We start from the raw sequence: 25,186 nt of genomic DNA, 5'->3' as shown, positions 1-25,186 counted from the left end.
TCCCAAGTGCAACACGAATCGGTTTTTTCGGTTTTCCCCAACTTGCCCGGTCGCTCATGAGCCGGCGTTGCGTCAGGGGGCTCGCCGCGCGCCACTACGCGACGTTTTCGTTGACTTCATGGCCGAAAAACACGATAAGCCGCAAAGGCCGCCGCTTTGGCGGCTTTTTTGATTTTCCGGTACCGGAGGCGCATATAATGAGCGGTTCGGCGCTTTACGAGACCTTTGCTCGCGCACCCCTGGCCTTCGACCACGGGGAAGGCACATGGCTGGTTACCGACAAGGGCGAGCGATATCTCGATTTCGCCGGCGGCATCGCGGTCAATTCGCTCGGCCACAGCCATCCGCATCTGGTCGCGGCCCTCACCGAGCAGGCGGCAAAACTCTGGCACGTCTCCAATCTCTACGAGATTCCGGGGCAGAGCCGGCTTGGCGAGCGCCTGGCCGATGCAACCTTCGCCGACAAGGTGTTCTTCACCAATTCCGGCGCCGAGGCGCTGGAATGCGCGATCAAGACGGCGCGGCGCTACCAATTCGTCAAGGGCCATCCCGAGCGCTTCCACGTCATTACCTTCGAAGGCGCATTCCATGGCCGCACGCTGGCGACCATCGCTGCCGGCGGCCAGTACAAATACCTGGAAGGCTTCGGTCCCAAGGTCGAAGGCTTCGACCAGGTCGGTTTTGATGACATCGATGCCGCCGAAAAGGCGATCACGCCGGAAACCGCAGCGATCCTCATCGAACCGGTGCAGGGCGAGGGCGGTATCCGCCCGGTGCCGACACAGTCATTGAAGCGGCTGCGCCAGCTCTGCAACCAGCATGGCCTGCTCCTGATTTTCGACGAGGTCCAGTGCGGCATCGGTCGCACCGGCAAGCTGTTCGCACATGAGTGGACGGGCGTGACGCCCGACATCATGGCGATCGCCAAGGGCATTGGCGGCGGCTTCCCGATGGGCGCCTGCCTGGCCACCGACGAAGCGGCAATCGGCATGACGGCGGGCGTGCATGGCACCACCTTCGGCGGCAACCCGCTGGCCATGGCGGTTGGCAACGCCGTGCTCGATGTCGTTCTGGAAGACGGCTTCCTGGAAGACGTCCAGCGCAAGGCATTGCTGATGAAGCAAGGCCTGGCGGCGGTCGCCGATGAGTTTCCCGATGTCATCGAAGACATCAGGGGCACCGGCCTGATGCTTGGCCTCAAATGTGCCATGCCCAACACCAAGGTGAACATGGCGCTGCGTGACCAGCATTTGCTGGCGGTTCCGGCCGGCGACAACGTCATTCGTCTGCTGCCGCCGCTCACCGTCACCGACGCCGAGATCCACGAAGCGCTCAACCGCATCCGCGCCGGTGCCAAAGGCCTGGCGGATGCCATCGCCGTGGCCGCCGCGAAGTAATTCCGGAATATTGCTGATGTCAGTTCGCCATTTCACCGACCTCTCCACCGTTTCCGAGGGCGACCTGCGCTTCATGCTGGACGACGCGGTGGTGCGAAAGGCGCGCCTCAAGGCCGGCGAGCGTACCAAGCCGCTCGAAGGCAAGGTGCTGGCGATGATCTTCGACAAGCCGTCGACGCGCACGCGCGTCTCCTTCGACGTCGGCATGCGCCAGCTTGGCGGCGAGACCATCATGCTGACCGGCACCGAGATGCAGCTTGGCCGCTCCGAAACCATTGCCGACACCGCCAAGGTGCTGTCGCGCTACGTCGATGCGATCATGATCCGCACCACCTCGCACGAGCGGTTGCTGGAGCTGACCGAGAACGCCACCGTGCCGGTGATCAACGGTCTGACCGACGACACCCATCCTTGCCAGCTGATGGCCGACATCATGACCTTCGAGGAGCATCGCGGTCCGGTTGCCGGCAAGACCATTGCCTGGACCGGCGACGGCAACAATGTTCTGCATTCGCTGCTAGAGGCCTCGGCGCGGTTTCGCTTCAACCTCAACGTCGCCGTGCCCGAAGGCAGCGAGCCGGCGCAGAAGCATATCGACTGGTCCAGGGCGCATGGCGGCAAGCTGCACTTCACCCGCTCGCCCGAGGAAGCCGTCGATCAGGCCGACTGCATCGTCACCGATTGCTGGGTGTCGATGGGCCAGGAGCATCGCGCCCGCGGACACAACGTGTTCTCGCCCTATCAGGTCAACGCCAAGCTGATGGCCCATGCCAAGCCGGACGCACTGTTCATGCACTGCTTGCCGGCGCATCGCGGCGAGGAAGTGACCGACGAGGTCATCGACGGCCCGCATTCGGTGGTCTTCGACGAAGCCGAGAACCGGCTCCATGCCCAGAAGGCGGTGCTTGCCTGGTGTCTTGGCGCTTGACGTGTCTGGGCGCTTGATCTGCGGCGGCGCGATGCCTATCTGCGCCGCATCACGCAAATCAAGCGCGTTTGGACGCATGTGCCCCTCCGGGCCGCATGGCCGCGCCCCGGAGCTTTGTCATGTTGGAAACCTATCAAGTGACTGAACATCATCCCAAACTCGGCGAGTTCGGCTATGCCGGCGACGATCACGTCGTACCCTTCGAGGTCGGCCCGCTCGACGTGCGCGGCCGCACGGTCCAGCTCGGACCGATGCTCGACGCCATTCTCACCCGCCATGATTATCCCGAGCCGGTTGCCCGTCTGCTGGCGGAAGCCTGTGTGCTGACGGTGTTGCTCGGCACCTCACTTAAATTCGAGGGCAAGTTCATCCTGCAGACCCGCACGGACGGGCCGGTCGACATGCTGGTGGCGGATTTCTCCACGCCTTCGGCGCTGCGCGCCTATGCGCGCTTCGATGCGGATCGGCTTGAGGCGTTGGTCGGGGCAGGTGAGACGTCCCAGCAGACGCTGCTCGGCAGCGGCGTACTGGCGCTGACCATCGACCAGGGCGCCCACACCCAGCGCTATCAGGGTATCGTCCAGCTCGACGGTGAAACGCTGGAGGACGCGGCACGCACCTATTTCCGCCAGTCGGAACAGATCCCGACGGATATAAGGCTTTCGGTTGCCAAGCTTTTGACGCCCGTCCTTGGCGGCGCGCGTGAACAGTGGCGTGCCGGTGGCATCCTGGCACAGTTCCTGCCGCAGTCGCCCGAGCGCATGCGCGTCCCGGACTTGCCGGGTGGCGATGGCGATCCGCGCGAGGAGATCCACGACCCGGCCGACAATTCCTGGCAGGAACTGCTGGCGCTGCTCGGCACCATCGAGCCGACCGAGCTGATCGATCCGACGATCGGCGCCGAACGGCTGCTCTATCGCCTGTTCCACGAGCATGGCGTGCGCGTCTTCGGCGGCGTCCCCGTCGCCGACCAGTGCTCGTGCTCGCGCGACAAGATCCGCGGTATCCTCGAGGGGTTCTCCGCGCAGGAGATCAAGGACTCGACCGAGGATGGCGGCATCCATGTCGCCTGCGAATTCTGCTCGACGCAATACGACTTCGACCCGGCGGAATTCGCGGCGCAGTAAAGGAGCTTCTTTCTCCCCGTAGAACGGGGAGAAAGACGCTAATTCACCGTCCGCCTCGTCCCCGGCAGATCCAGTGAAAACGCCGGGATGGCGATGTCGAACTCTTCGCCGCGCTTGTTGCGCATCGTATAGCGCCCGACCATGATCCCGGACGGCGTCGAGAGCGGGCAGCCGGACGTGTATTGATAGCTGTCGCCGGGATTGAGTTCGGGCTGGTCACCGACGACGCCCGGGCCGCGCACTTCCTCGACTCGCCCTGTACCATCGGTGATGTGCCAATAGCGCGAAAGAAGCTGCACGAATTCATCCGACTGATTGTCGATCGTTATCTGATAGCCCCAGACATAGCGGTTCTCGGAAGGGTCCGAGCGATCCTCAAGATAGAACGGCCTGACCTGAACTTCGATCTTGCGCGTGATGGCGCGATACATAAGCGGCTCCAAAACAATCCGGTAAGTTTCGGCGCTCCCGGCAAGCAGGTCAACGTGCACGTCTTGTCGCGGCTGCCCTTGAAGGGCAGGTGCCGGCAAAGAATGTCATTTAAGTGACACACGACAATGGTGGTGTGCACGAACTGGGCGACTCGGCGCTCTTTCGACTGTTGAAAACGCCTGTCATGCGGGCCGTCTTTTCTGGAGTGACCAGATCTCGATGGAACTCACTGTCTTAGCCGCCTCGCTTTCGACTGCTCTCATTGTCGTAAACGCCGCCAGCATCACGCTCGCCGCTTCACAGCTGAAACGGCGCGCGACGATCGCGCCGCCGGCGAGCAAGTCGCAACCGGTGTCCATCATTGTCCCGGCGCGCGGCGTCGAGCCGTTCACGCAGGAGACACTGGAGCGTGCCTTCTCGCTCGACTGGCCGCGCTACGAACTCATCTTCTGCGTCGCCCATGCCGACGATCCTGTGGTCAGGCTGATCAGACAAGCCATCGCCCGTTTCCCGAAGGTTCCGGCGCGGCTGTTGATCGGTGACGACCGCGTCAGCGCCAATCCCAAGCTCAACAATTGCGTCAAGGGTTGGGAAGCCGCGCGCCATGGCTGGGTCATCCTGGCCGACTCCAACGTGCTGATGCCAAGAGACTACGTCCAGCATCTGATGGCGGCGTGGCGGCCGGATACCGGCCTTGTCTGCTCGACACCGATCGGCTCGCGGCCTGACGGCTTCTGGGCCGAGGTCGAATGCGCCTTCCTCAACACGCTGCAAGCCCGCTGGCAGTATGCCGGTGAGGCGCTCGGCCTCGGCTTTGCCCAGGGCAAGAGCATGCTGTGGAACAAGCCAATGCTGGATGCCAATGGCGGCATCCGCGCGCTGGCCGCCGAAATCGCCGAGGACGCCGCGGCGACCAAACTGGTCAATGGGCTCGGCCTACGTGTCAATCTCGTTGCCGCGCCCTTCGAGCAGCCGCTCGGCCGGCGCAGGCTTGGCGAGATCTGGTCGCGCCAGGCCCGCTGGGCGCGCCTGCGCCGCGTCACCTTCCCGCTGTTCTTCGCGCCTGAAATCCTGACTGGCGCAGTGGTGCCGCTGTTGCTTGCACTGGGTGCGGCGGCAAGCGCCGGCTTCAGCCTACCGCTGACGGCCATCGCCGTGCTGGCTGCCTTCTATCTTCCGGAATGCGCCCTGGCCTGGTCAAAGGGCTGGTATCTGTCGCCGCGCATGGTCGCGGCGATCATGGCGCGCGACCTGATCCTGCCGGCGATGTGGGCACGGGGTTGGCTCGGCGGCGCCGTCGACTGGCGCGGCAACGCGATGACCATCGGCACCAAGGCAGCCGAGTTGGAGGAGACGCCGTCGCGCGCCTGATCTAGGTGGCTCCGCTTGATTTTCAGCAGAATTATCGTATATACAAAAACTATTGAATTACACTCTATTTTTGTGTATACATAATTTATGGAATGCACCGGCGGCGATGCTATTCGAGTGGGATGAAAACAAGGCAAGGACGAACCGGGCCAAGCACGGCGTGGACTTTGCGATAGCTCCGTCCTTCGATTTCGCCAATGCCGTTATCAGGCTGGATGACAGCGAGGGCTTTGGCGAAGATCGTCTTATTGCCATCGGCCTGATCGGCGCTGGCGTCTATGTGATGGTTATGTCGAGCGAGGCCGTGCCATCCGCGTTATTTCGCTACGCAAGGCCACAAGGCAGGAAATTACGGACTATGTCGAAAACCTCTAAGACAATTGTGCATCGCGAGGCTAGCCCGCCAAAGCAGTCACGTGCTGATGCTTTGGCGCTTGCCAGCAAGGCGCTTGCCGCGATAACCGATGAAGAAGATGCTACGATCACCGCCGCTGCTGCGGCGGATCCGGATTCACAGCCCACCGATGCCGTTTCGCGCCGCAAGGTTGGCAGGCCGCCGCTTGCACGGCCCAAACGTGCCATACAGTTGCGGCTCGACGCCGATGTTCTCGACCGCTTCAAGGCCGCGGGGGATGGCTGGCAGACGCGCATGAACGAAGCGCTGCGCAAGGCGGTGGGCCTGTGATCCTCGGTCCGTCGCTTGCTGCTATTTCGCGGCCTTCAGCGCCTGCGCGACGTCTTCCAGCAGGTCGTCCGTATCCTCCAGACCGACCGACAGCCTTAGCGTGCCTGGTCCGATGCCGAGTTCGGCGCGGGCCTCGTCGCTCAAATTCTTGTGCGTCGTCGTCGCCGGATGGGTGATCAGGCTCTTGGCATCGCCGAGATTGTTCGAGATCAGCACGATGTCGAGCGCGTTCTGCAAGGCGAACGCCGCCTGCTTGCCGCCCTTGACATCGAGGCAGATCAGCGTCGATCCGCCCGACATCTGCTTCTTGACGATATCGGCCTGCGGATGGTCGGCGCGGCCGGGATAGATGACGCGGGCGATCTGCGGCTGTTCGGCGAGGAAGTCGGCGATCTTGCCGGCGCTTTCCGTCTGCTGGCGCACGCGCACCGGCAGCGTCTCCAGGCCCTTCAGCAGCGTCCAGGCATTGAACGGCGACAGGCTGGGCCCGGTGTGGCGGAAATAGTCGTGCAAATTCTCGTCGATCCACTTCTTGTCGGACAGGATGACGCCGCCGAGACAGCGGCCCTGGCCATCGATGTGCTTGGTGGCGGAGTACACGACGATATGTGCGCCGAGCTGCAAGGGCTTCTGCTGCAAAGGCGTGGCGAAGACATTGTCGACGACAAGCCGCGCGCCGATCGAGTTGGCCAGCGAGGCGACTGCTGATATGTCGACCACTTCCAGCGTCGGGTTGGTCGGGCTTTCCAGGAAGAACAGTTTTGTGTTGGGCTTGACCGCCTTTTCCCAGCTGGCGATGTCGGTGCCGTCTACCAGCGTCGCCTCGATGCCGTAGCGCGGCGCCAGCGTCTCGACCACCCAGCGGCAGGAGCCGAACAAAGCGCGTGCCGCCACGATATGGTCGCCGGCTTTGACACTGCACAGAAGGGCCGCCGTCACCGCTGCCATGCCCGACGCCGTGGCGCGCGCGTCTTCGGCACCTTCCAGCGCGCACATGCGCTTTTCGAACATGTCAACGGTCGGATTGGCATAGCGCGAATAGATAAAGCCGGGTTCCTCGCCCTTGAAACGGGCTTCGGCGGCCTGGGCAGTTTGATAGACATAGCCCTGCGTCAGATACATGGCCTCGGAGGTTTCGCCGAATTGGGAACGCAGGGTTCCGCCATGCACGAGGGCTGTCTGAGGCTTCCAGTTACGCTTCTTGCTGCTCATCGCTTTTGTTCCAAACACAAAAAAACCGGTCGCGAAAGTCGCAACCGGTCCATACGGCCTTGCGGCCAACGGTCCTTTAGCGACTTGTTTAACGTGGCTGCAAGCCGACCGGCCAAATCACCACGGGATAACGACCCTTTAGACCTCAGCCACGCTTGCGTCAATTGCCGGCTTGATTAAGAGGTTTGTACCAAGCAGGTTCCGCAAAAGTGTTCCACGGTTTTGCGGCGAGAATCTGCGGCAAGAAAATCGTCTGGGCTAAGGAGCGAAGCCTTGCGGCAGACAGGCATTCTTCCCGATCAAGACATTTCCGCGCTGTTCCAGTCCGGCGCGCTGAAGTCGTCGCGCGCGCTCGATGCCGACCAGATCCAGCCGGCGAGCCTGGATCTGAGGCTCGGCGACAAGGCGTGGCGGGTGCGCGCTTCCTTCCTGCCGGGCCCCAACCACAAGGTTTCGGAAAAGCTCGACCGGCTGAAGCTGCACGAGATCAATCTCGCCGATGGCGCGGTGCTGGAAACCGGCTGTGTGTACATCGTGCCGCTGCTCGAAAGCCTGGCATTGCCGGCGGAGATTTCGGCCTCGGCCAATCCGAAGAGCTCGACCGGGCGGCTCGACATCTTCACCCGTGTCATGACCGACCGGGGCCACGAGTTCGACAAGATCGCCGCCGGCTATGTTGGCCCGCTCTATCTGGAAGTCAGCCCGCGCACTTTTCCGATCGTTGTGCGCACCGGGTCGCGCCTATCGCAGATACGCTTCCGCACCGGCAACGCACTGCTCTCCGAAGCCGAACTGAATGAATTGCACCGCGCCGAAATGCTGGTTGCCACCGAGCCGCCGAACATTTCCGGCGGCGGCATCGCGCTGTCGATCGACCTCAATGGCGACAGTGACGGGCTGGTCGGTTATCGCGGCAAGCATCACACCGGCCTTGTCGATGTCGACAAGCGCGCAGCGCAAGATGTCGTCGATTTTTGGGAACCGATCCACAAGAGCGGCGCCGGCGAACTGGTGCTCGATCCCGATGAGTTCTACATCCTCGTCAGCCAGGAAGCGGTGCATGTGCCGCCACTCTATGCCGCCGAGATGACGCCGTTCGACCCGCTGGTCGGCGAATTCCGCGTCCACTATGCCGGCTTCTTCGATCCGGGCTTCGGCCATTCGGCGTCCGGCGGCACCGGCAGCCGGGCGGTGCTCGAAGTGCGCAGCCACGAAGTGCCGTTCATCCTCGATCATGGCCAGATCGTCGGCCGGCTGGTCTACGAGCACATGCTGAAGCGGCCGCAGGCGCTCTACGGCACCGATCTCGGCTCCAATTACCAGGCACAGGGCCTGAAACTCTCCAAGCATTTCCGCGCCGCGCGCTGAGGCCGAAGGGCACCTTTTCCCTTCTCCCCTTGCGGGAGAAGGTGGCCTCGCGAAGCGAGGTCGGATGAGGGGTGTTCCGGCTTGGCACCGCCGGCACTCCGTCACCCAGCCCTCAACCGTCTCGGCGCTACGCGCCGATCCACCTTTTCCCACAGGGGGAGAAGGTGAAGCTGGCGTTACAACGCCTTCACCGCGACCTTCACTGGCTTTTCGATCTCGAGCGGGTTGCGCAGCGGCAGGCCGAAATCCCCGGCCTCGATCTCGAACACGTCACCGGCCTCGGTCTTGACGCCGTCGGCGAAGGACAGCGTCGCTGTGCCGAACATGTGCACATGCACGTCGCCCGGCTGGCGGAACGCCGAATATTTGAAATGATGGTGTTCGAGATTGGCGATGGTGTGCGACATGTTCGCTTCGCCCGACAGGAAGGGCTTTTCCCACAGTGTCTCGCCGTCGCGCACGATGCGCGACGTGCCCCTGATATCGGAAGGCAGGTCGCCGATCAGGATCTCTGGCCCGAACGAGGCATTGCGCAGCTTGGAGTGGGCGAGGAAGAGATAGTTCACGCGCTCGGTCACGTGGTCCGAGAATTCGTTCGACAGCGTGAAGCCGACACGGAAGGGGGCGCCGTCGTCGCCGATCACATAGATGCCGGCCACCTCTGGCTCTTCGCCGGCGTCCTTGGCGAAGGCCGGTGACAGGAGTGCGGCACCCGGCGCCACGGCCATGGTGCCGTTGCCTTTGTAGAACCATTCCGGCTGCACGCCGACCTGGCCCTTGGCGGGCTTGCCGCCTTCCAGGCCCATGCGGAACATCTTCATGGAATCGGTGAGTTGCTCCTCGCCATCGGTGCTCAACTTCTTGTGCATGGAATCGCGCGTCGCCGCCGAACCGAGATGCGTCAAGCCAGTGCCGGTGAGATGTAGATGCGCCGGGTCGGGGTGATTGATCGGCGACAACAGCCGGCCTTTCTTGTAGGCCGCATCGAGATCGACCGTCTCGCCAAGTCCCTTGCGCTCGATCAGCGCGGCAAGGCCGACGCCGGTGCGGGCAGCCTCCATGGCCAGCGAATAGACGCTGCGGGCGCCGTTGATGATCCGGGTCTTGCCGCCGCTGCGGGCAACGACACGAATGGTGTCGGCGTCGTCGAGAATCTGCGAGATCAGCATGGTCAGTCCTCTCTCATGTGTCTTGGCCCGGTTGCCTCTTGGCAAACCTTGACCTGCGCGGCTCGGATCTCGCCGCGCCACGGGTGAAATTCTTGGTCCAGATTGCGCTCGCGGGCTTGGTCTCCCGGGGGACTTCCTGATGCCGACAACTTGCCGGCAGCGCCGCGATCGTATGTCTCCTGTTTGCCTCGCCTAAGCCTGTCAGGCCTTGTTCTTGTTGTAGACGTCGAAGATTACGGCGCCGAGCAGAACCAGGCCTTTGACCACCTGCTGCCAATCGACATTGACGCCCATGATCGACATGCCGTTGTTCATCACACCCATGATGAAGCCGCCGACCACCGCGCCGATAACCTGGCCGACGCCGCCCATCGCCGAGGCGCCACCGATGAAGACGGCGGCGATGACGTCGAGCTCTGAGCCCAAACCCGCCGCCGGCACGGCCTGGCCGAGGCGCGCGGCGATGATCAGACCGCCAAGCGCCGACAGCACGCCCATATTGATGAACACCAGCAGCGTCAGTCGCTCGGTGTTGATGCCCGACAACTGCGCCGCCTTGGGATTGCCGCCCATCGCGTAGATGCGGCGGCCGATGGTCATGCGCTTGGTGACGAAGACGAACAGCGAGATCAGCACGCCCATGACGAGCAGCACCACCGGCAGGCCCCGGTAGCTGGCGAACTCATAGACCAGGAACAGCGCCAGCGCGCTGGCGACCAGCGTCTTGATGACGAACAGGGGGAAGGGTTCGGCCTCATAGCCATGGCGCTCGCGCTTGCGTCGGGTGCGGAGCCCGAAATACGCATACGCCACCACGGCGATCAGCCCGAGCACGATCGTCGTCATGTGTAGCGTCAGGCCGCTGCCCATGATGGTCTTGCCGGCGGCATTCACCGTCGGCGGGATCAGCGTCAGCGGGCCGATGACATCCGGGATGAAGCCGGAGCTGAGCATTTTGAAGTCGTCTGGAAGCGGACCGACCGAGGATCCGCCGCCCAGCAGCGCCTGGCAGATGCCGCGGAAGATCAGCATGCCGGCCAGCGTCACAATGAAGCTCGGTATCCGGTGATAGGCGATCCAGTAGCCTTGCGCCGCGCCGATCAGGCCGCCCACGACCAGGCAGACGATCGAAACCACCAGCGGATTGCTGAGCGGTCCGAGCTGCCAGATGACCATCATGTTTGCCGCCAGCGCGCCGATGAAACCGGCGACCGATCCGACGCTGAGGTCGATATAGCCGGAGACGATCACCAGCAGCATGCCCAGCGCCATAACGATGATGAAGGAGTTCTGCTGCACCAAATTGCTAAGGTTGACCGGCTTGAACAGTGTTCCCGACGTGGTGAACTGGAAGAACAGCATGATGACGATCAGCGCGATGATCAGACCGTATTCGCGCAGGTTCGTCGTCAGCGCCGAGACGGCGATGCGTGGTCGCTGTTCGTCAGTGACGTTGCCCTGCGGGGCGGGGGCGCTTTCGGTGCTCATGCTGCTTTTCCTTCTCCCCGAACGATGGCGCGCATTATTTTTTCCTGGCTTGCGTCCGCCGCCGGCATTTCGCCGACGATGCGACCTTCGTTCATGACATAGATGCGGTCGGTGATGCCGAGGAGTTCCGGCATTTCCGACGAGATGACCACGATCGCCTTACCCTCCGAGGCGAGGCGCGCGATGATCGTATAGATTTCGTACTTGGCGCCGACATCGATGCCGCGCGTCGGCTCGTCGAGGATAAGCACTTCCGGATCGGCGAACAGCCATTTCGACAGCACCACCTTCTGCTGGTTGCCGCCCGAAAGATTGCCGGTCAACTGATAGACGCTGGACGCGCGGATATTGGTCTTCTTGCGATAGTCGTTGGCAACGGCGAGCTCGCGCATGTCGTCGATCACGCTGTGGCGAGACACGCCGCCGAGATTGGCCAGTGTGATGTTGTGCTTGATATGGTCGATGAGGTTGAGACCATAGGTCTTGCGGTCCTCCGTCACGTAGGCGATGCCGTGTTGGACCGCCTTGCTCACCGACGAGACATCGACAGGTTTGCCCTTGAGAAGCACCTCGCCGGTGATGCGGCGGCCATAGGAGCGGCCGAACAGGCTCATGGCGAATTCGGTGCGGCCGGCGCCCATCAGTCCGGCAATGCCAACCACCTCTCCCTTGCGCACGTTGATGTTGATACCTTTGATCACCTGCCGCTCGGCATGGATCGGGTGATAGACCGACCAGTTCTTCACTTCGAACACGACCTCGCCGATGTGAGGTTCGCGTGGCGGATAGCGGTCGTCGAGCGAGCGGCCGACCATCGAGGTGATGATGCGGTCTTCCGAAATGTCTTTCTTGGCCAGCGTCTCGATCGTGCGCCCGTCACGGATGACGGTCACCTTGTCGGCGACCCGATTGATTTCGTTCAGCTTGTGCGAGATCAGGATCGAGGTCATGCCCTGGCGCTTGAATTCGAGCAAAAGGTCGAGCAGTGCCTGGCTGTCCTTCTCGCTGAGCGACGCCGTCGGCTCGTCGAGGATCAGCAGCTTGACTTCCTTGCTCAGCGCCTTGGCGATCTCGACCAGCTGCTGCTTGCCGACGCCGATATTGGTGATCAGCGTCTTGGGGTCCTCCTTGAGGCCCACCTTCTTCAACAGCGCAGCGGTGCGCGCTTCGTTGGCGTTCCAGTCGATGACGCCGTATCTGGCGTGCTCGTTGCCGAGGAAGATATTTTCAGCAATCGACAGCATCGGCACCAGCGCAAGCTCCTGGTGGATGATGACGATGCCCTTGTGTTCGCTGTCCTGGATGCCCTTGAACTGGCATTCCTGGCCCTGGAAGATGATCTGGCCGTCATAGGTGCCGGAGGGATAGACGCCCGACAGCACCTTCATCAGCGTCGACTTGCCGGCGCCATTCTCGCCGACCACCGCGTGGATCTCGCCTTCCTCGACGCTGAGGTTGACGTTCGACAGCGCCTTCACGCCGGGGAACGTCTTGGTGATGTCGCGCATCTCCAAAATCGTCGTCATCAGGGCAAGCTCCTCCTGTTGCATGTCGCTCAAAAGTGCCTGCGGTTTTGAGACGACGACATGCACGGAAACAAAGACTTAAAGCGTATCACATGGTTCCGGTTCGAAGCGACGCGCTTTAAATCCGGTAGAAACAATACCGGGGTCGCTCGTGAACGGAAAGGGGCCCTGCGGTGCGCAGGACCCCTGTCTTTGTAACCGGGATTACTTCAGGTCTTCGGCCTTGATGTAGCCGGAGTCGACGACGAGCTTCTGGTAGTTCGACTTGTCGACCTCATGCGGCGTCAACAGGATCGAGGGAACGACCTTGACGTCGTTGTTGTAGGTCTTTTCGTCGAGGCCGTCGGGCTTGCCACCCGAGAGCACCTTGTCGACCAGCTGGACAGTGGCCTTGGCGAGGTCGCGGGTGTCCTTGAACACGGTCGAGTACTGCTCGCCCGTGATGATCAGCTTGACCGAGGCGGTCTCGGCGTCCTGACCGGTCACGATCGGCCAGGGCTGTGCGTCCGTGCCGTAACCGACGGCGCGGAGCGAGGCGGTGATGCCGCGCGACAGGCCGTCATAGGGCGACAGAACGCCATCGACGCGGCTGCCGTCCGAGTAGTTGGCCGAGAGCAGATTGTCCATGCGCGCCTGGGCGGTGGCAGCGAGCCAGCGCAGCGTGCCGACCTTGTCCATGCCGGTCTGGCCAGACTTGATCTTGATCGAGCCGTCGTCGATCAGCGGCTGCAGGACGGAAATCGCGCCATTGTAGAAGAAGAAAGCGTTGTTGTCGTCGGGCGAGCCGCCGAACAGTTCAACGTTCCAAGGCTTGGTGTTCGGGAAGCGCTCTTTGAGGCCCTTGACCAGCGAATTGGCCTGGATCACGCCGACGCCGAAATTGTCGAAGGTGGTGTAGTAGTCGACATTCTTGGTCTTCTTGATCAGGCGGTCATAGGCGACGACGACGACGCCCGCGTCAGCGGCCTTCTGCAGCGCGTCCGACAGGGTGGTGCCGTCGATCGAGGCGATGATCAGCGCCTTCGGCCCCTTGGTGATTTCGTTTTCCAGCTGGCTGAGCTGGTTGGGGATGTCGTCCTGCGCGTACTGCAGGTCAACGGTGTAGCCAAGCGCCTCGAGCTGAGACTTGACGGCGTCGCCGTCATTGATCCAGCGCTGCGAAGTCTTGGTGGGCATCAGCACGCCGACAAGACCCTTGTCGGCCGCATGTGCCGAGTAGGTCATGGCAGCGATGCCAAGCGCCGCGACTGCGGCCAGTGTCTTGATGATTTTCACATAACTCTCCCTGGTTGATGGACGCGGCACCCCGGGGGTCGCGGGCCGCGCAATCGTGCAGAAGCGCCAAGGCACTGCTGCCGTCATATCGATCTCCGGTATCCTCCCATGGCCCCGAGGCGCTGATTTCAATCGATACGATTTTATCGTCGTCGATTGTCACGTCTCGAAACGCGCTGAAGTTGCGACCCTTTTGCCATAACTGTCAAATGCGATCTTTGATGGTTGCTATACCGCAAGTGGTATGCGTTATGACGGGATCGCGGGTCGCCGGAAAAGTTGGCGGGTCGCAGACGGAGGCAAGAAAAAACCATGGCGGCGTTGCGGAATCCGGCTGCGGTTTCAAATGGTTACAACGAGACCCCGGGCGACAGCGAAACCCTGCTGCGCAGCGGTCTCAGCCTGCGCCACATGCGCATGATCGTCGCGCTCGACGATCATGGCCGGGTGAGCGCGGCGGCGCAGGTCATGAACATCTCTCAGCCGGCTGCCTCGCGCATGATCGCCGAAATGGAGGCGGTGCTCGAGGTCAAGCTATGCGAAAGGCTGCCGCGCGGCATCACGCTGACGCCCTACGGCAAGGCGCTGGCAAGGCGTGCGCGCTCGATTCTGCTGGAGATGCGCGAGGTCGATCGCGAGATCTCCGAACTCAAGGCAGGCAAGGGCGGCTCGGTGTTTCTTGGTGCCGTGACGGCGCCTGCGATCGAACTGGCGGTGCCGGCGATCCGCGAAATCCGCCGCATCTATCCGCGCATCGAGATCACCATGCAGGTCGAGACCTCGAATGTGCTGGCGCGCGAACTGATCGCCACACGCCACGACTTCATCATTGCGCGCATTCCCGACGATCTCAATCCGCGGCTGTTCGAGTCGCGCGTCATCGGCGTCGAGAAGGCCTGCCTGATAGTGCGCCGCGGCCACCCGCTCACTAGGGGCGACGTGGTGCGGCTGGAAGACACCGCCGCCTATGACTGGGTTTTCCAGTCGGGCGGTTCGCCCTTGCGCCAGGCAATGGAGAGCAATTTCCTCAACCGCAACATCGCGCTGCCGGACCGGATCCTCAACACCAGCTCGCTGCTCCTGACGCTGGTCATGGTCGCGCAGTCCGACGCCATCGCGCCGGTCTCGGTTCAGGTGGCGAAATTCATCCAGAATCCGGACGGGCTCGCCGGCGCAATCGATGTCGTCCAGACCGAATTCGACATCGAGGTCAGGCCCTACAGCCTGATCACGGTCAGGAATCGCGCGCTGTCGCCGGCCGCCAAGATGCTGCACGATTTCATCCTGCGCGAAGTGGGGTGATGGAACCGGACGCGCGCGCGGGCGTTCATCCCGGTCGGCATGCTCGCTGGAGCCCGTTTTGGGCGAGGGAGCGACGTGCCGATGGTCAACAACTCGGGAGGTTTTGATGGAACGTCGGTTGTTTCTCACTGGACTGCTGGGCGTTGCGGGGGCGGTGGCGTTTGCGGGCGTGGTCGGACCGGGTCGCGCGGTTGCCGGTATTCCCCAGGGCAACGGAATTCTCGACCAACTGGACAAGCCGGATCCGGCTGTCTTCGAAGGCGATGACGCGGTCGAGGTGGAGCAGGTTTCCCATCGTCGCTGGCATCACGGCCATCGTGGCCACTGGCGTCGTCGTCATGGCGGGCGGCGCCGCGGCTGGAGACGGGTGTGCCGCAGCTACTGGCGTCATGGCCGCCGCCATGTCCGCTGCTGGCGCGAACGGGTATGGCTCGGCGTCTGGCTGTGACGAACCATTGACGAAAGGCCGGCCACCGCAGCGTGGCCGGTGTCGTCTCTGCGCAGACGCGCAGGGCAAGGCTTGCGTGTTGCAATCGGTGCCCGGCTTGGCACCGATCACCCAACCGTGACGGAATCGTCCGTCCCGCTTGGCCTAAGATCGAATTGACGGAATCATATTAGACTTTACTAATTCAATTGCCGTCGGATAGAGGTGTGACCATGCCGAGGGCCATCAGGGAGCAGAACCATATCCCGTAACACCGGCTACACGTCTGCAGACAAGGGGCAATCGGCACCCATAAAAGGCGTGGCGATACTGACCGAGGCCCGCAGCGGCTCCGAATGGCTTGGCAGCCTGGCAAACAGCACCGGAATATTGGGGCAGTCGGGCGAATGGCTCCACCCCAGCAAGCTGGGATTCAAGCCAAAATCCTTCGACGAACTTCTTTGCGCGGTGATTGATCGCGGTAAGACCGCGAATGGCAGGTTTGCTGTAAAAGTGTTTTCGCGGCACCTTGAGACGACGCAGGCGAAGTATGGAGTCGACTTTCTCACCGAATGCATCAGGCGCCATGGCATCGGATTGGTCTTGCTGGAACGGAGAGACCGACTTCGTCAAGCAATTTCTTATTGTCGGGCGAAAGCGTCAGGCCGTTGGCAGAGCACGACAAGCGGTACTGATCCGATCCCGGAGTACGACTTCGCCAGCATCTGCCAAGTCTACTTCCGGATCGAGCAAAGCCATGCCTTCTGGGGAGCCTACCTGCGCATGGCCGATCTGCCCTACGACCATTTTTTCTATGAAGATCTGGTAAGTGACCCTCGGCCGTATGTCGTCTCGTTGGCGCGCCAGTTGTCGGTTGAAATGCCGGACTGCGAGTTCAAGACGAATTTGCGGTTGCAGCGGGATGCTTACACGGAGGAATGGGTTGAGCGGTACCGCAATGACGCCAGGTCGAAGAATCTGCTAGCGTATCTCCCCGGAAAGATGGCGCCGCGCACCATCGACAATCTCGCTCGGTTGCTTCTGAAGAAGCAGATGCGAATTAGTCAACTTTAGAGCGATTCGGAGTTTGATAGGGTCGCTGATCCGCTCCAACTCCGGAAGGGAAACCGTTGCGCACTTTCCTGGAATTGCTCCAGGTTGGGAACAAACGATATAAAACGTCGAGGTGGAAAGCTTTCAACACCAAGCGCAATGCCTTGCGCTTAAACTGGAGCGGGTAGAGGGAATCGAACCCTCGCGTTCAGCTTGGGAAGCTGACAAGCTACCATTACATCATACCCGCGCGTGTCCTCGTTACCATGAGGTTCGGCCTTCGGGCAATCGCAAAGCGGCGGTTGAAACGAGGCTTTCGCGATCGGGCCTGCGCTGGTCCGCGATCTTATTTTGCCTTCGCGACTTTATCGCTGGCGGCAAAGCTTGGCCAATATTTCGAGATGGCGAGCGTCGCGCCCGCGGACGAGAAATGGCCATAGTCGAAGTAGAGAAATTGCCTGGTACCGGCGTCGGCATAGGAACAGCCGGCCGCGTCGCAGAGGTAGGCCAGCGGGTCGATGAAATCGGCCCCTTTGGTGAACGGCAGCACCTGCGTGTTGATGTCCGGATCCATGGCCATCGGCCAGGATGTGCCTTCGACATGCTCTCGTCTTGCGAAGAAGGCGATTTTCTGGACGTCGGCGATGAATTCCGGAGACTGGCCGATGACATAGACCTTGACGCCCATGTCACGCAGCCGGTCGACCGTCTTCTGCAGGCCATCGAAGCCCCTGGCCTGGTAGTCGGTCCAGCGGCCGCTCAGGATCACGGCCTGGACGTTGGCATCGCGGATGATCGACAGCGCACGTTCGTTGAAGCGCGTGCAGGCCGGCCGGGCGTAAGAGAAATAGCTCAAATTGGGCGGGCAGCCGGCATAGGTATACTGGATGACATTGGCCTGGATCTTTTGGACGTTGGCCTCCAGCCCCGACACATAGTGAGCGGCGAAGGAATCGCCCCACAGCAGCACATTGGTGGGAAAGCCATGCGTGCGCGTGCAATCGGCGAGGTTCCAGTCCTCGATCGGGCTCCCGCCTTCGTTGAAACAGACACCGTTGCGCCAGTCACCCACCTGCACCCGCTCCGTCGAGAAGTCCGGGAACCGTTGCGGAAAACCCTTGCCGAGCGCACCGGCCAGGCCGCCGACACAAAGCAGGGCGATCGCTGTCGCTGAAAAGGCGAAGATGGGCAGTGGGGCGGTGAAGGCCCCCTTCCGGCGGAAGGGCTGCTCGATATACTTCCACGAGAATGTCGCCAGGGCGAAGCTTGCCACCATCATCGCCATGATCATCGGCACGCCGACGGCCTTCAGCGAGAGATAGTGGACGAACGAATTGATCGGCCAATGGACGAGGTAGAGCGAGTAGGAGATGAGGCCGACCCAGACCAGCGGGGTGAACTGAAGTACGCGCGTCGCGACAGGCACAAGCCTGTGCGTTTGGCCGGCATATATGAGCAGCGCCGTTCCGATGCAGGGAAACAGCGCATTGTAGCCCGGAAACGGGTCGCTCTCCGAAATCGTCAGAAAGCCGAATGCGATCAGGCCAAAACCGGCCAGGCCGATCAGTTCCGTCAGCGGACGGCTGGCCAGCGCCGGCGGCTTTTTCAGCATCAGCATGGCGCCCAGCGCCAGCTCCCAGATGCGCGTCGGCAGCAGGTAGAAGCCGGCGGTCGGCGCCAGGGAGGTTGCCATGACCGCCAGGGCAAAACTGGCGACGGCTATCGGCAGCAATATCGTCAGCCAGCGCTTCGCGGCGTATCGATAGATCAGATACACCAGGATCGGTGCGAAAATATAATACTGCTCCTCCACCGAAAGCGACCATGTGTGCAGCAGTGGCCGCAGCTCCGCGTCGATGGAGAAATAGTTCGTCGTCTTCCAGAAATAGATGTTCGACCAGAAGGTCGAGGCCGCGATCACGCTGAGGCTGAATTCGTGGAGGTCGGACGGCAACAGGATGAACCAGGCCGCAATACCCGAGAGCAGGATGACGAAGGTCAGTGCCGGCAGGATGCGCCGCGCGCGGCGCCAGTAAAAGCGGCCGATCGAGAACTGGCCGCGCTCGAGATCGTCGAGCAGGCTGCCGCTGATCAGATAGCCCGATATGACGAAGAAGATGTCGACACCGGTGAAGCCGCCGGGAATGGCGGACACGCCGAAATGGAAGAGCACGACGGGCAGCACCGCAACGGCTCGCAGGCCATCGATGTCGCGCCTGTAGTTCATCGGGCCGGTCCGCATGGCGCGGCCGGCGGTATTCGCATGCCGCAGCTTGGTGCACTGCTCATGCGGCGATGTCCTGATACTGTGAAAAATGCCGGTTCGTTGGTCGCACGGGCCCATCCTCTGCCATGCAACTTTGCTGCACTGCAACATTAGTGTCAAGGCAGGAAACCGGAGGTTCGATTGACGAACCCGATTGGTACAGATCTGGAAATCAGGCGCCGGGCAGGTATATCACGGCATAGTCGTCCGCATAGGCCCGCTTCCAGCCGAGCTCCGCGAAGAAGGGGATGCGGGTGTCGTCAGCTGTAAGAAGTGCCCAGCCGATGGCGTATTTCTTGAGCTGGGCCTCGAGCAGCGGTTTTCCGTCACTGTGGCCAGTCGCTTCGTCGGTTTTCGTGAACCCGCCCAGGAACAGCTGGTCCGTCCGGCCGTCGATGTAGGTCTTGATGCCGTGGAAAATCAGCGTGCCGCCGAAATTGTAGGAATTCAGCACGTTGCCGGTGAGGTTCTGATCCCTTGCGAAGGCGAGGGCGCCGCTGGCGGATGTTTTTGGGCTCGGCGCGACCTGGTAGGTACTGCCGAGGATCGCGACCGAGCCGACCAGCAGCACAGCCATCGCGCCGCAGATCACGTAGAACCGGCCGGCGAAAATCTTTTCCAGCCCGTCACGCTTCTCCGCCAGCCAGGTCGTGGTTGAAAGCGAAGGATATTGCAGTGCAACCTCTACTGCTGCCACCAGGGGGATCAACAGGAAGGGCAGATATACGAACCGCAGATGGGCGAGATAGACATGGACGGCGAAGACGATGAACAATGCCTTGGCCCAGCCGATCCGCAGCCTCGATACCAGCAGCCCGAAAAGCGCCAGCAGCATCGCCGCTTCCTGGAAGAGCTGCTCCTGGGCATTGAACGGCCGCCACTCCAGGATGAGTGGCACCGCCTCGTTGCCATAGGCGACGGTAAGCGTGGCCAGGATGGCCTTCACCCCATAGGGATGCATGAGGCTGACCAGTGGGCAGAGCAGGCCGAAAGCGATCCATTTTGCCAGAAGGGCGGGCTTCGACAGGCCTGTGCGCGCCAGCAGATCAAGCCCGGCAAAGCCGGCGATGACGAAGCTCAGCGTGAATGTGGCATGCAGGTTCGCCCACAAGACGACAAGCACCAGCAGCCACAGCGGCGGGGCTTTCTCCTCTTGCGCGGCACGAAACAGCATTGCCGTCCAGACGACGATGATCGGCAAGGTGAAGACGTGGGGGCGCGCCGTATAGATGGGAGCGATCAGGAAGGCGGCGGCGAAGGCCAGCGCGATAGCCAGTATCGGCTTCAGCCATGCGCTGAGGAACCATCCCATCAGGAAAACCGTCAGGCCGACCGTGGCGATGATCAGGGTGACGACGCCATTCCAGCCGCCGGCGCTGTAGGCAAGGGCGAGAAGCACTTGCCCCAGCCATTCCTTGGCGATCCAGGGCTGACCGGCGAAAGTATAGGAATAGGGGTCGGTGGTCGGAAACGTCCCGTTTGCCAGGAAGTCCAACCCGACCTTCACCTGCCACCAGCTGTCCGGGTCCTGCAGGGTGGCGCCCGCAAAGGCGGCGAGCAGATAGGCCACGACGCAGGCGCCGAGAAGGCAGAAGATCAGCCTGATGCGTTGCGCGTCTCCGAGCGACGGTGTCGCCGTTGCAATGACAGTGGCCTGGTTCATATCGCGGCTCCAGGCGACGGCATCGCCGTCGCGATTGCTGAGACCGGGGTTCGTGTCGCGGCTCCAGGCGTTGCCGTTGCGGCATCCTCCGCACCGCCGACGAAGACGAACCGGGCCGAGCCGAGATAGAAGATGACCGAGTAGAGGCAGTTTCCCGCCAGATGGACGAACGGGTTTTCGATGAAGCCGGCAGACATGGCGGCGACCACGACGCAGAGATTGGCGCCATAGGCGACGACGAAGGTCATAGCGTATCGAACGACCGCGCCACGGCGAAAGCCGCCGGCACGTTCGAACGTCCATTGGCGATTGAGGAAGAAGCCGAGGGTAAGGCCTGCGGCATAGCCTGCCGCATTGGAAAGGATATCGCCGAGGCCCAGCGCCAGCCCGGCCAGGATCAGCGAATATCCAAGCGCCGTGTTGAGCAGCCCGACGGCGCCAAAGCGCAGCATCCTCGAGACATCAGACGGAAAAGCCGACCGCATCCTGCCCATGCCGTTCCCGTTGCGTCCGGTCGACCTTCGCCTCAGCCACGCGCTGCTCTTTTCGCCATCTCCTGCAGGCGATGGATGGCCAGGTCATTGTCCTTGGTCTGCTGGGAGGTCTGCTCGTCGCGCGAAACGATCTCGTTGACGAAGTAGAGCGGCCGCCGCTTCGTCTCCATATACATGCGGCCGAGATACTCGCCGAAGATGCCGAGCACCAGAAGCTGGACGCTGCCCATGATCAGCATGATCGCGGCAAGGCTCGTCCAGCCAGGCACCACGTTGCCCCTGGACCATTCGATCAGCGTATAGCCAAGCACGACCAGTCCGAGCAGGCCGAACATCATCCCCAGCAGCGAGGCAAACCGCAAAGGCACGATCGAAAAGCTGGTCATCGCGTCGACCGCCAGAAGCACCATCTTCTTCAGCGGGTAGTGGGTGGTGCCGGCAAAGCGCCGATGCCTTTCATAGGGGAAGGCGATCTGTTTCAATCCGATCCAGCTGACCATGCCGCGGATGAACCTGTAGCGCTCGGGCATCGCGTTCAGGTGGTCGAGCGCACGGCGGCTCATCAGCCGGAAGTCCCCGGAGTCCGGCGCGATCTCGACATCGACCATGCGACCCAGCAACCGATAGAACATCGAGGCGGAAGCCAGCTTGAACCAGCTTTCGCCGTCGCGTTTCACTCTCTGGCCGTAGACGACATCGAAGCCTTCATCCATCTTCGCCATCATCGCGCCAAGCAGTTCGGGCGGGTCCTGGAGATCGGCGTCTAGAATGAGAATGCGCTCGCCGCGGCAGAACTCCAGCCCCGCGCTGAGCGCGATCTGGTGGCCGTAGTTGCGGGCAAGGTCGATGGCGACGATATGGTCGTCCTTTTCGGCCAGTTCGAAAATAGCCTCGCGGGTGCCGTCGGTCGCCCCGTCGATGACAAGCACGATCTCGTAGGAAGCGCTTTGCTCAAGGCATACGGCACTGACGCGTCTATGAAGCTCGGCCACGCCGTCGCGCTCGTTGTAGCATGGCACGACGACCGACAGCGTGATTGCAAGGTGCGCGCCGATTTTTCCCGTTCCCACCAAAGCCTGGCTCCCGCTCTTGGAATGGCAATAGCGGCAATTGGTTAGAAAACAGATAAGCCAGGGATCGACGCGGGGGTATCGGGCGGCCGGCCGCCATGAGCTAAGCGGCGTCGTCGGCCACCGTCACGAACGGACCGGCAACTCCATGCGGATGCGGGCGCCGTGCCATGAGCCGGTCAGGATCCGGATCGTTCCGTCATGCAGCAGCGCGATCTGCCGGGCAAGGTTCAGTCCCAGCCCTGCCCCGCGAGACTGCGGCTGCAAGCGGTAGAAGGGTTCGAAGACATTCTCGCGCTCTTCCGCGGGAATGCCCGGACCCTCGTCGCGCACCTCGATGCCGCCGGTCCCGTCGATGGCGATCGTGATCGTGCCACTGCCGCCGCCATGCTCGATTGCATTGCGCACGAGGTTGGCCAGCGCCCGCTCGATCTGCAGGACATTGACCTCCACTTGGGCCTTGCCGGGGGGAGGCTCGAAGGCAAGGTCATAGCCAGCCTCGATGGCCAGCGGGGCAAAGTCGGCGGCGACCCGGCTGACGAGATCGCGGAGGTCGACGAGTTGGCGCTGGTCTGTCGGGCGGTCGAGCATCTGATGGTCGAGCAGTTGCTGGGCAAGATGCGACAGGCGCTCGATGTCATGCAGCAGGCGGGCACTCTGCGGCTCCTGCTTCAGCAGCTCGGCGCGCGTGCGCAAGATGGCGATCGGCGTGCGCAGTTCGTGCGCCGCGTCGGTGAGGAAGCGATTGTGCCGGTCATAGCCTTGCGCAAGGCGGGCCAGTGCCTCGTTGAAAGCGTGCACCAGCGGCGCGATCTCCTGCGGCACATTCTTGACCGGCAACTGCATCGCGCGGGTGCCGATATCGATGCGCGCGGCCTGGCGGACGGTCTCGACAAGGCCGGCGAAGGACCGGCGCACCACCGCCGGTGTCGTCACCAGGGTCGTGGTTCCCATGACCAGGACGATCGGCAATAGCAGGATGAGGATGATGACCGCAAGCGCGGGGAGTGCCTTCTCCCAGTTCCTGCTGCCGTCGGGATTCCTGGCCACGTCGACAGTGGCCGAAATGCTGAGCTCAAGGCCGTCGGTTTCTCGCGACGACCGCGTCCCGGCGATGATCTGTACCGTGCCGGCCCTGGTCGCGGCGTTTTCGAGATAGGCTTCCGGCCTCAAATCATCTTCGGAAAATCCGATGGTGGCGTGATCGGCCTCGCCCAGCAGGTCACCAAAATTCCTGGCGTAGACGCCAGGCACATTGCCGAAGCGCACGCTCTGGCCGTTGCCGTCACGAACGATGTACCAGACATTGGGGAAGCCCTCGCGAAAGCTGGCGAGCCCCTCGGTCTCATGGACGATCAGTCTGCCGCTGCCGTCACGGCCAACCGCCTCCTTGATAGCGGCAACAGCCGCCTCGTTGTCGATCAAGAGGCGCGGATTGGCGATCCAAAGTGCCGCCGCGCAGAGCACGATGAAGATCAGCAACGTCGCCGCCTGCAGCAGGATCATCCGGCGGACCAAAATCCATTGCAGCGAGCGCGTGCGCACCTTCTTCACGAGGCCGCCCGTAAGAGATAGCCGAGGTTGCGGATCGCCCGGATCTCGATGCCGGCGGCGACATCGTCGAGCTTGCGGCGCAGCCGCGAAATATGCGCATCGAGCGCATTGGAGCCGATCTCGTCGTCCAGAGCGTAGACGGCTTCCTCCAGCGCGCTGCGCATGATCGTACGGCCCGGCCTGCGGATCAGCGTTTCAAGCACCAGCCTTTCACGTCGCGGCAATTCCAGCGCCTGATCCTCGACCAGTGCCTCACGGTGGCGGAAATCATAGGTGAGGCGGCCGACCATGGTCTGGTTGGCGCGCGAGGTGAACGAGCGCCGATGCAGGGCATGGAGCCGCGCGACGAGCTCGACCGTGGCGAAGGGCTTGACCATGTAGTCGTCGGCGCCGGCATCGAGCCCGGCGACGCGCTCATCCAGCCCGCTCATCGCCGTCAGCGCGATGACAGGTACATCCAGGCGCAAGGCGCGCAGGCGCGGTATCAGGCTGAGACCGTCGCCGTCCGGCAGCCGGCGGTCCAGCACCACCGCGTCGTGATAGCCCAGCCGAGCCACCGCCTCGGCGTCGGCCAATGTCGCGGCATGGTCAACGATGATGTCCAGACGCTCGAGAGCGGCCTTCAGCACGGAGGCCATTTCCGGTTCGTCCTCGATCAGCAGGACGCGCATGGGTATTCTCCTTTATCCGCGGCCGGTCGGGGTCTCAGGCTGCGGCAATTCATTCGCATTCCAGCTTTGGCTGGCGGAAATTGGTGATGAACCAGCGGCCGCCGGAAGCGCGGGCGTAGAATGTGTAGAAACATTCCTGACGCTCGATATAGCCGGGCGTTTCGGTCTCTTCATAGACGGTTCCGTGTTTTGTGTGGCGAACCTCGCCGCTCGATGTTCCGGAAACCGCTGACGTCGATACCTTGCGCCACTGGTAGGCACGTTCGCTCTGGCCAAGATCGACGATCGCCGTTGGCGGACCATAATCCAGAATGACCGATTCGACCGGCTGTCCGACAAGTTCTTCATGATGTCGGAAGCACAGCCCGCGATCGCCAGCGCGATTGCGATGAACACTATCTTCGAGCCCCGTATGAAAAGCCCGGCGTCATGCGTGGTCATAACAGATTCCCATCATGAAAATTCATGCGCGGGACCTAGGCTCAGGACTCATTGATCAGAGCCAGAAGATTACGGTTGCAGCGATGCAGATCGCGGACATGAAGGTGTGGGCGCAGCGGTCATAGCGTGTGTGGATGCGCCGCCAGTCCTTGAGCCTGCCAAACATGTTCTCGATCTTATGGCGGCTTTTGTAGAGCAAGGTGTCGTGCGGGATCGGCAGATTGCGGTTGGCTTTGGACGGGATACAGGCGACTATGCCGCGCTTGG

At 62.2% G+C, this 25,186-nt stretch carries 22 protein-coding genes, 1 tRNA gene, 1 pseudogene and 1 riboswitch; of the genes and pseudogenes, 9 read left to right on the top strand and 15 right to left on the bottom strand.

Annotated features, from left to right (window positions below):
- Window positions 1–197 precede the first annotated feature (197 nt).
- The 3 genes from A3A9_RS0123465 to A3A9_RS0123455 all read left to right on the top strand — a co-directional run bounded on the left by A3A9_RS0123465 (window position 198) and on the right by A3A9_RS0123455 (window position 3,452).
- Window positions 198–1,397, top strand: a complete 1,200-nt coding sequence (locus A3A9_RS0123465) for an aspartate aminotransferase family protein (RefSeq protein WP_027060965.1) — start codon at window positions 198–200, stop codon at window positions 1,395–1,397.
- Window positions 1,398–1,413: 16 nt separating this feature from the next.
- A complete protein-coding gene (argF, locus tag A3A9_RS0123460; RefSeq protein ID WP_027060964.1) occupies window positions 1,414–2,325 on the top strand; it encodes an ornithine carbamoyltransferase in 912 nt (303 codons plus the stop codon).
- Window positions 2,326–2,420: 95 nt separating this feature from the next.
- A complete protein-coding gene (locus tag A3A9_RS0123455; protein ID WP_027060963.1) occupies window positions 2,421–3,452 on the top strand; it encodes an Hsp33 family molecular chaperone in 1,032 nt (343 codons plus the stop codon).
- A gap of 38 nt (window positions 3,453–3,490) precedes the next feature.
- Here the strand turns inward: A3A9_RS0123455 and apaG are convergent, their stop codons facing one another.
- The gene (gene apaG / locus A3A9_RS0123450; protein ID WP_027060962.1) at window positions 3,491–3,883 is read right to left on the bottom strand and encodes a Co2+/Mg2+ efflux protein ApaG; all 393 of its coding nucleotides are present in this window, start codon (window positions 3,881–3,883) and stop codon (window positions 3,491–3,493) included.
- Window positions 3,884–4,103: 220 nt separating this feature from the next.
- On the opposite strand from apaG, the gene A3A9_RS0123445 reads away from it, so the two are divergent.
- Together A3A9_RS0123445 and A3A9_RS46515 are read left to right on the top strand one after the other, a co-directional pair.
- On the top strand, window positions 4,104–5,255 hold the full coding sequence (locus tag A3A9_RS0123445) for a ceramide glucosyltransferase (RefSeq protein ID WP_027060961.1): 1,152 nt from the start codon (window positions 4,104–4,106) through the stop codon (window positions 5,253–5,255).
- A gap of 52 nt (window positions 5,256–5,307) precedes the next feature.
- On the top strand, window positions 5,308–5,940 hold the full coding sequence (locus A3A9_RS46515; RefSeq protein ID WP_152536159.1) for a BrnA antitoxin family protein: 633 nt from the start codon (window positions 5,308–5,310) through the stop codon (window positions 5,938–5,940).
- Window positions 5,941–5,961: 21 nt separating this feature from the next.
- Here the strand turns inward: A3A9_RS46515 and A3A9_RS0123435 are convergent, their stop codons facing one another.
- On the bottom strand, window positions 5,962–7,152 hold the full coding sequence (locus A3A9_RS0123435; protein WP_027060959.1) for an O-succinylhomoserine sulfhydrylase: 1,191 nt from the start codon (window positions 7,150–7,152) through the stop codon (window positions 5,962–5,964).
- A 56-nt stretch (window positions 7,153–7,208) separates the two neighbouring features.
- A riboswitch (SAM riboswitch) is annotated at window positions 7,209–7,286 on the bottom strand.
- Between the two features lie 139 nt (window positions 7,287–7,425).
- On the opposite strand from A3A9_RS0123435, the gene A3A9_RS0123430 reads away from it, so the two are divergent.
- A complete protein-coding gene (locus tag A3A9_RS0123430; protein ID WP_027060958.1) occupies window positions 7,426–8,520 on the top strand; it encodes a 2'-deoxycytidine 5'-triphosphate deaminase in 1,095 nt (364 codons plus the stop codon).
- Window positions 8,521–8,696: 176 nt separating this feature from the next.
- Here the strand turns inward: A3A9_RS0123430 and araD1 are convergent, their stop codons facing one another.
- The 4 genes from araD1 to chvE all read right to left on the bottom strand — a co-directional run bounded on the left by araD1 (window position 8,697) and on the right by chvE (window position 13,978).
- Window positions 8,697–9,689: an AraD1 family protein gene (gene araD1 / locus A3A9_RS0123425; RefSeq protein WP_027060957.1), complete on the bottom strand. Its 993-nt coding sequence runs from the start codon at window positions 9,687–9,689 to the stop codon at window positions 8,697–8,699.
- A 201-nt stretch (window positions 9,690–9,890) separates the two neighbouring features.
- Entirely contained in the window at window positions 9,891–11,177 is a 1,287-nt protein-coding gene (mmsB, locus tag A3A9_RS0123420; RefSeq protein WP_027033062.1) for a multiple monosaccharide ABC transporter permease, read from the bottom strand.
- Window positions 11,174–12,706 (bottom strand): multiple monosaccharide ABC transporter ATP-binding protein, encoded by a 1,533-nt coding sequence (gene mmsA / locus A3A9_RS0123415; protein WP_027060956.1) that lies wholly within the window; start codon window positions 12,704–12,706, stop codon window positions 11,174–11,176. The genes mmsB and mmsA overlap by 4 nt, the downstream gene beginning before the upstream one ends.
- Before the next feature lie 201 nt (window positions 12,707–12,907).
- The gene (gene chvE, locus A3A9_RS0123410) at window positions 12,908–13,978 is read right to left on the bottom strand and encodes a multiple monosaccharide ABC transporter substrate-binding protein (protein WP_027060955.1); all 1,071 of its coding nucleotides are present in this window, start codon (window positions 13,976–13,978) and stop codon (window positions 12,908–12,910) included.
- Window positions 13,979–14,290: 312 nt separating this feature from the next.
- Here chvE and A3A9_RS0123405 point away from each other — a divergent pair, with 312 nt between their 5' ends.
- The 3 genes from A3A9_RS0123405 to A3A9_RS0123395 all read left to right on the top strand — a co-directional run bounded on the left by A3A9_RS0123405 (window position 14,291) and on the right by A3A9_RS0123395 (window position 16,781).
- On the top strand, window positions 14,291–15,280 hold the full coding sequence (locus A3A9_RS0123405) for a LysR family transcriptional regulator (protein WP_027060954.1): 990 nt from the start codon (window positions 14,291–14,293) through the stop codon (window positions 15,278–15,280).
- A gap of 106 nt (window positions 15,281–15,386) precedes the next feature.
- Window positions 15,387–15,728, top strand: a complete 342-nt coding sequence (locus A3A9_RS42840; protein WP_080680925.1) for a hypothetical protein — start codon at window positions 15,387–15,389, stop codon at window positions 15,726–15,728.
- Between the two features lie 300 nt (window positions 15,729–16,028).
- Window positions 16,029–16,781, top strand: a complete 753-nt coding sequence (locus A3A9_RS0123395) for a Stf0 family sulfotransferase (protein WP_245279111.1) — start codon at window positions 16,029–16,031, stop codon at window positions 16,779–16,781.
- 155 nt (window positions 16,782–16,936) lie between these two features.
- Here the strand turns inward: A3A9_RS0123395 and A3A9_RS0123390 are convergent.
- The 9 genes and pseudogenes from A3A9_RS0123390 to A3A9_RS0123355 form a co-directional block, all read right to left on the bottom strand.
- Window positions 16,937–17,010 (bottom strand) — tRNA-Gly (locus A3A9_RS0123390).
- Window positions 17,011–17,106: 96 nt separating this feature from the next.
- A complete protein-coding gene (locus A3A9_RS0123385; protein ID WP_027060951.1) occupies window positions 17,107–18,987 on the bottom strand; it encodes an acyltransferase family protein in 1,881 nt (626 codons plus the stop codon).
- 211 nt (window positions 18,988–19,198) lie between these two features.
- Complete coding sequence (locus A3A9_RS0123380) at window positions 19,199–20,689, bottom strand: hypothetical protein (RefSeq protein ID WP_027060950.1); 1,491 nt, start codon at window positions 20,687–20,689, stop codon at window positions 19,199–19,201.
- The gene (locus A3A9_RS39275) at window positions 20,686–21,141 is read right to left on the bottom strand and encodes a GtrA family protein (protein ID WP_245279110.1); all 456 of its coding nucleotides are present in this window, start codon (window positions 21,139–21,141) and stop codon (window positions 20,686–20,688) included. The genes A3A9_RS0123380 and A3A9_RS39275 overlap by 4 nt, the downstream gene beginning before the upstream one ends.
- 74 nt (window positions 21,142–21,215) lie before the next feature.
- On the bottom strand, window positions 21,216–22,253 hold the full coding sequence (locus tag A3A9_RS0123370; RefSeq protein WP_027060949.1) for a glycosyltransferase family 2 protein: 1,038 nt from the start codon (window positions 22,251–22,253) through the stop codon (window positions 21,216–21,218).
- Window positions 22,254–22,379: 126 nt separating this feature from the next.
- Entirely contained in the window at window positions 22,380–23,807 is a 1,428-nt protein-coding gene (locus A3A9_RS0123365) for a sensor histidine kinase (protein ID WP_027060948.1), read from the bottom strand.
- Window positions 23,804–24,478 (bottom strand): response regulator transcription factor, encoded by a 675-nt coding sequence (locus A3A9_RS0123360; RefSeq protein ID WP_027060947.1) that lies wholly within the window; start codon window positions 24,476–24,478, stop codon window positions 23,804–23,806. Before A3A9_RS0123360 ends, A3A9_RS0123365 begins: the two co-directional genes overlap by 4 nt.
- Before the next feature lie 49 nt (window positions 24,479–24,527).
- Window positions 24,528–24,919: pseudogene (locus tag A3A9_RS45815) on the bottom strand (hypothetical protein).
- A gap of 55 nt (window positions 24,920–24,974) precedes the next feature.
- A partial coding sequence (locus A3A9_RS0123355; RefSeq protein ID WP_027056974.1) for a transposase occupies window positions 24,975–25,186 on the bottom strand: 212 nt, incomplete at its 5' end.

It is taken from the genome of Mesorhizobium loti CJ3sym (assembly GCF_000472785.1).
Lineage (GTDB): Bacteria > Pseudomonadota > Alphaproteobacteria > Rhizobiales > Rhizobiaceae > Mesorhizobium > Mesorhizobium loti_E.
This window is presented reverse-complemented; position numbering and strand designations above follow the sequence as displayed.

Bases quoted from the DNA above. Each gene is read 5' to 3' on its own strand.
- A3A9_RS42840 (WP_080680925.1), top strand. From the start codon at position 15,387: ATGGAACGTCGGTTGTTTCTCACTGGACTGCTGGGCGTTGCGGGGGCG.
- apaG (WP_027060962.1), bottom strand. From the start codon at position 3,883: ATGTATCGCGCCATCACGCGCAAGATCGAAGTTCAGGTCAGGCCGTTC.
- A3A9_RS0123445 (WP_027060961.1), top strand. From the start codon at position 4,104: ATGGAACTCACTGTCTTAGCCGCCTCGCTTTCGACTGCTCTCATTGTC.
- argF (WP_027060964.1), top strand. From the start codon at position 1,414: ATGTCAGTTCGCCATTTCACCGACCTCTCCACCGTTTCCGAGGGCGAC.
- A3A9_RS0123465 (WP_027060965.1), top strand. From the start codon at position 198: ATGAGCGGTTCGGCGCTTTACGAGACCTTTGCTCGCGCACCCCTGGCC.
- A3A9_RS0123435 (WP_027060959.1), bottom strand. From the start codon at position 7,152: ATGAGCAGCAAGAAGCGTAACTGGAAGCCTCAGACAGCCCTCGTGCAT.
- A3A9_RS0123455 (WP_027060963.1), top strand. From the start codon at position 2,421: ATGGCCGCGCCCCGGAGCTTTGTCATGTTGGAAACCTATCAAGTGACT.
- A3A9_RS0123360 (WP_027060947.1), bottom strand. From the start codon at position 24,478: ATGCGCGTCCTGCTGATCGAGGACGAACCGGAAATGGCCTCCGTGCTG.
- A3A9_RS39275 (WP_245279110.1), bottom strand. From the start codon at position 21,141: ATGCTGCGCTTTGGCGCCGTCGGGCTGCTCAACACGGCGCTTGGATAT.
- A3A9_RS0123385 (WP_027060951.1), bottom strand. From the start codon at position 18,987: ATGAACTACAGGCGCGACATCGATGGCCTGCGAGCCGTTGCGGTGCTG.
- araD1 (WP_027060957.1), bottom strand. From the start codon at position 9,689: ATGCTGATCTCGCAGATTCTCGACGACGCCGACACCATTCGTGTCGTT.
- A3A9_RS0123380 (WP_027060950.1), bottom strand. From the start codon at position 20,689: ATGAACCAGGCCACTGTCATTGCAACGGCGACACCGTCGCTCGGAGAC.
- A3A9_RS0123405 (WP_027060954.1), top strand. From the start codon at position 14,291: ATGGCGGCGTTGCGGAATCCGGCTGCGGTTTCAAATGGTTACAACGAG.
- mmsB (WP_027033062.1), bottom strand. From the start codon at position 11,177: ATGAGCACCGAAAGCGCCCCCGCCCCGCAGGGCAACGTCACTGACGAA.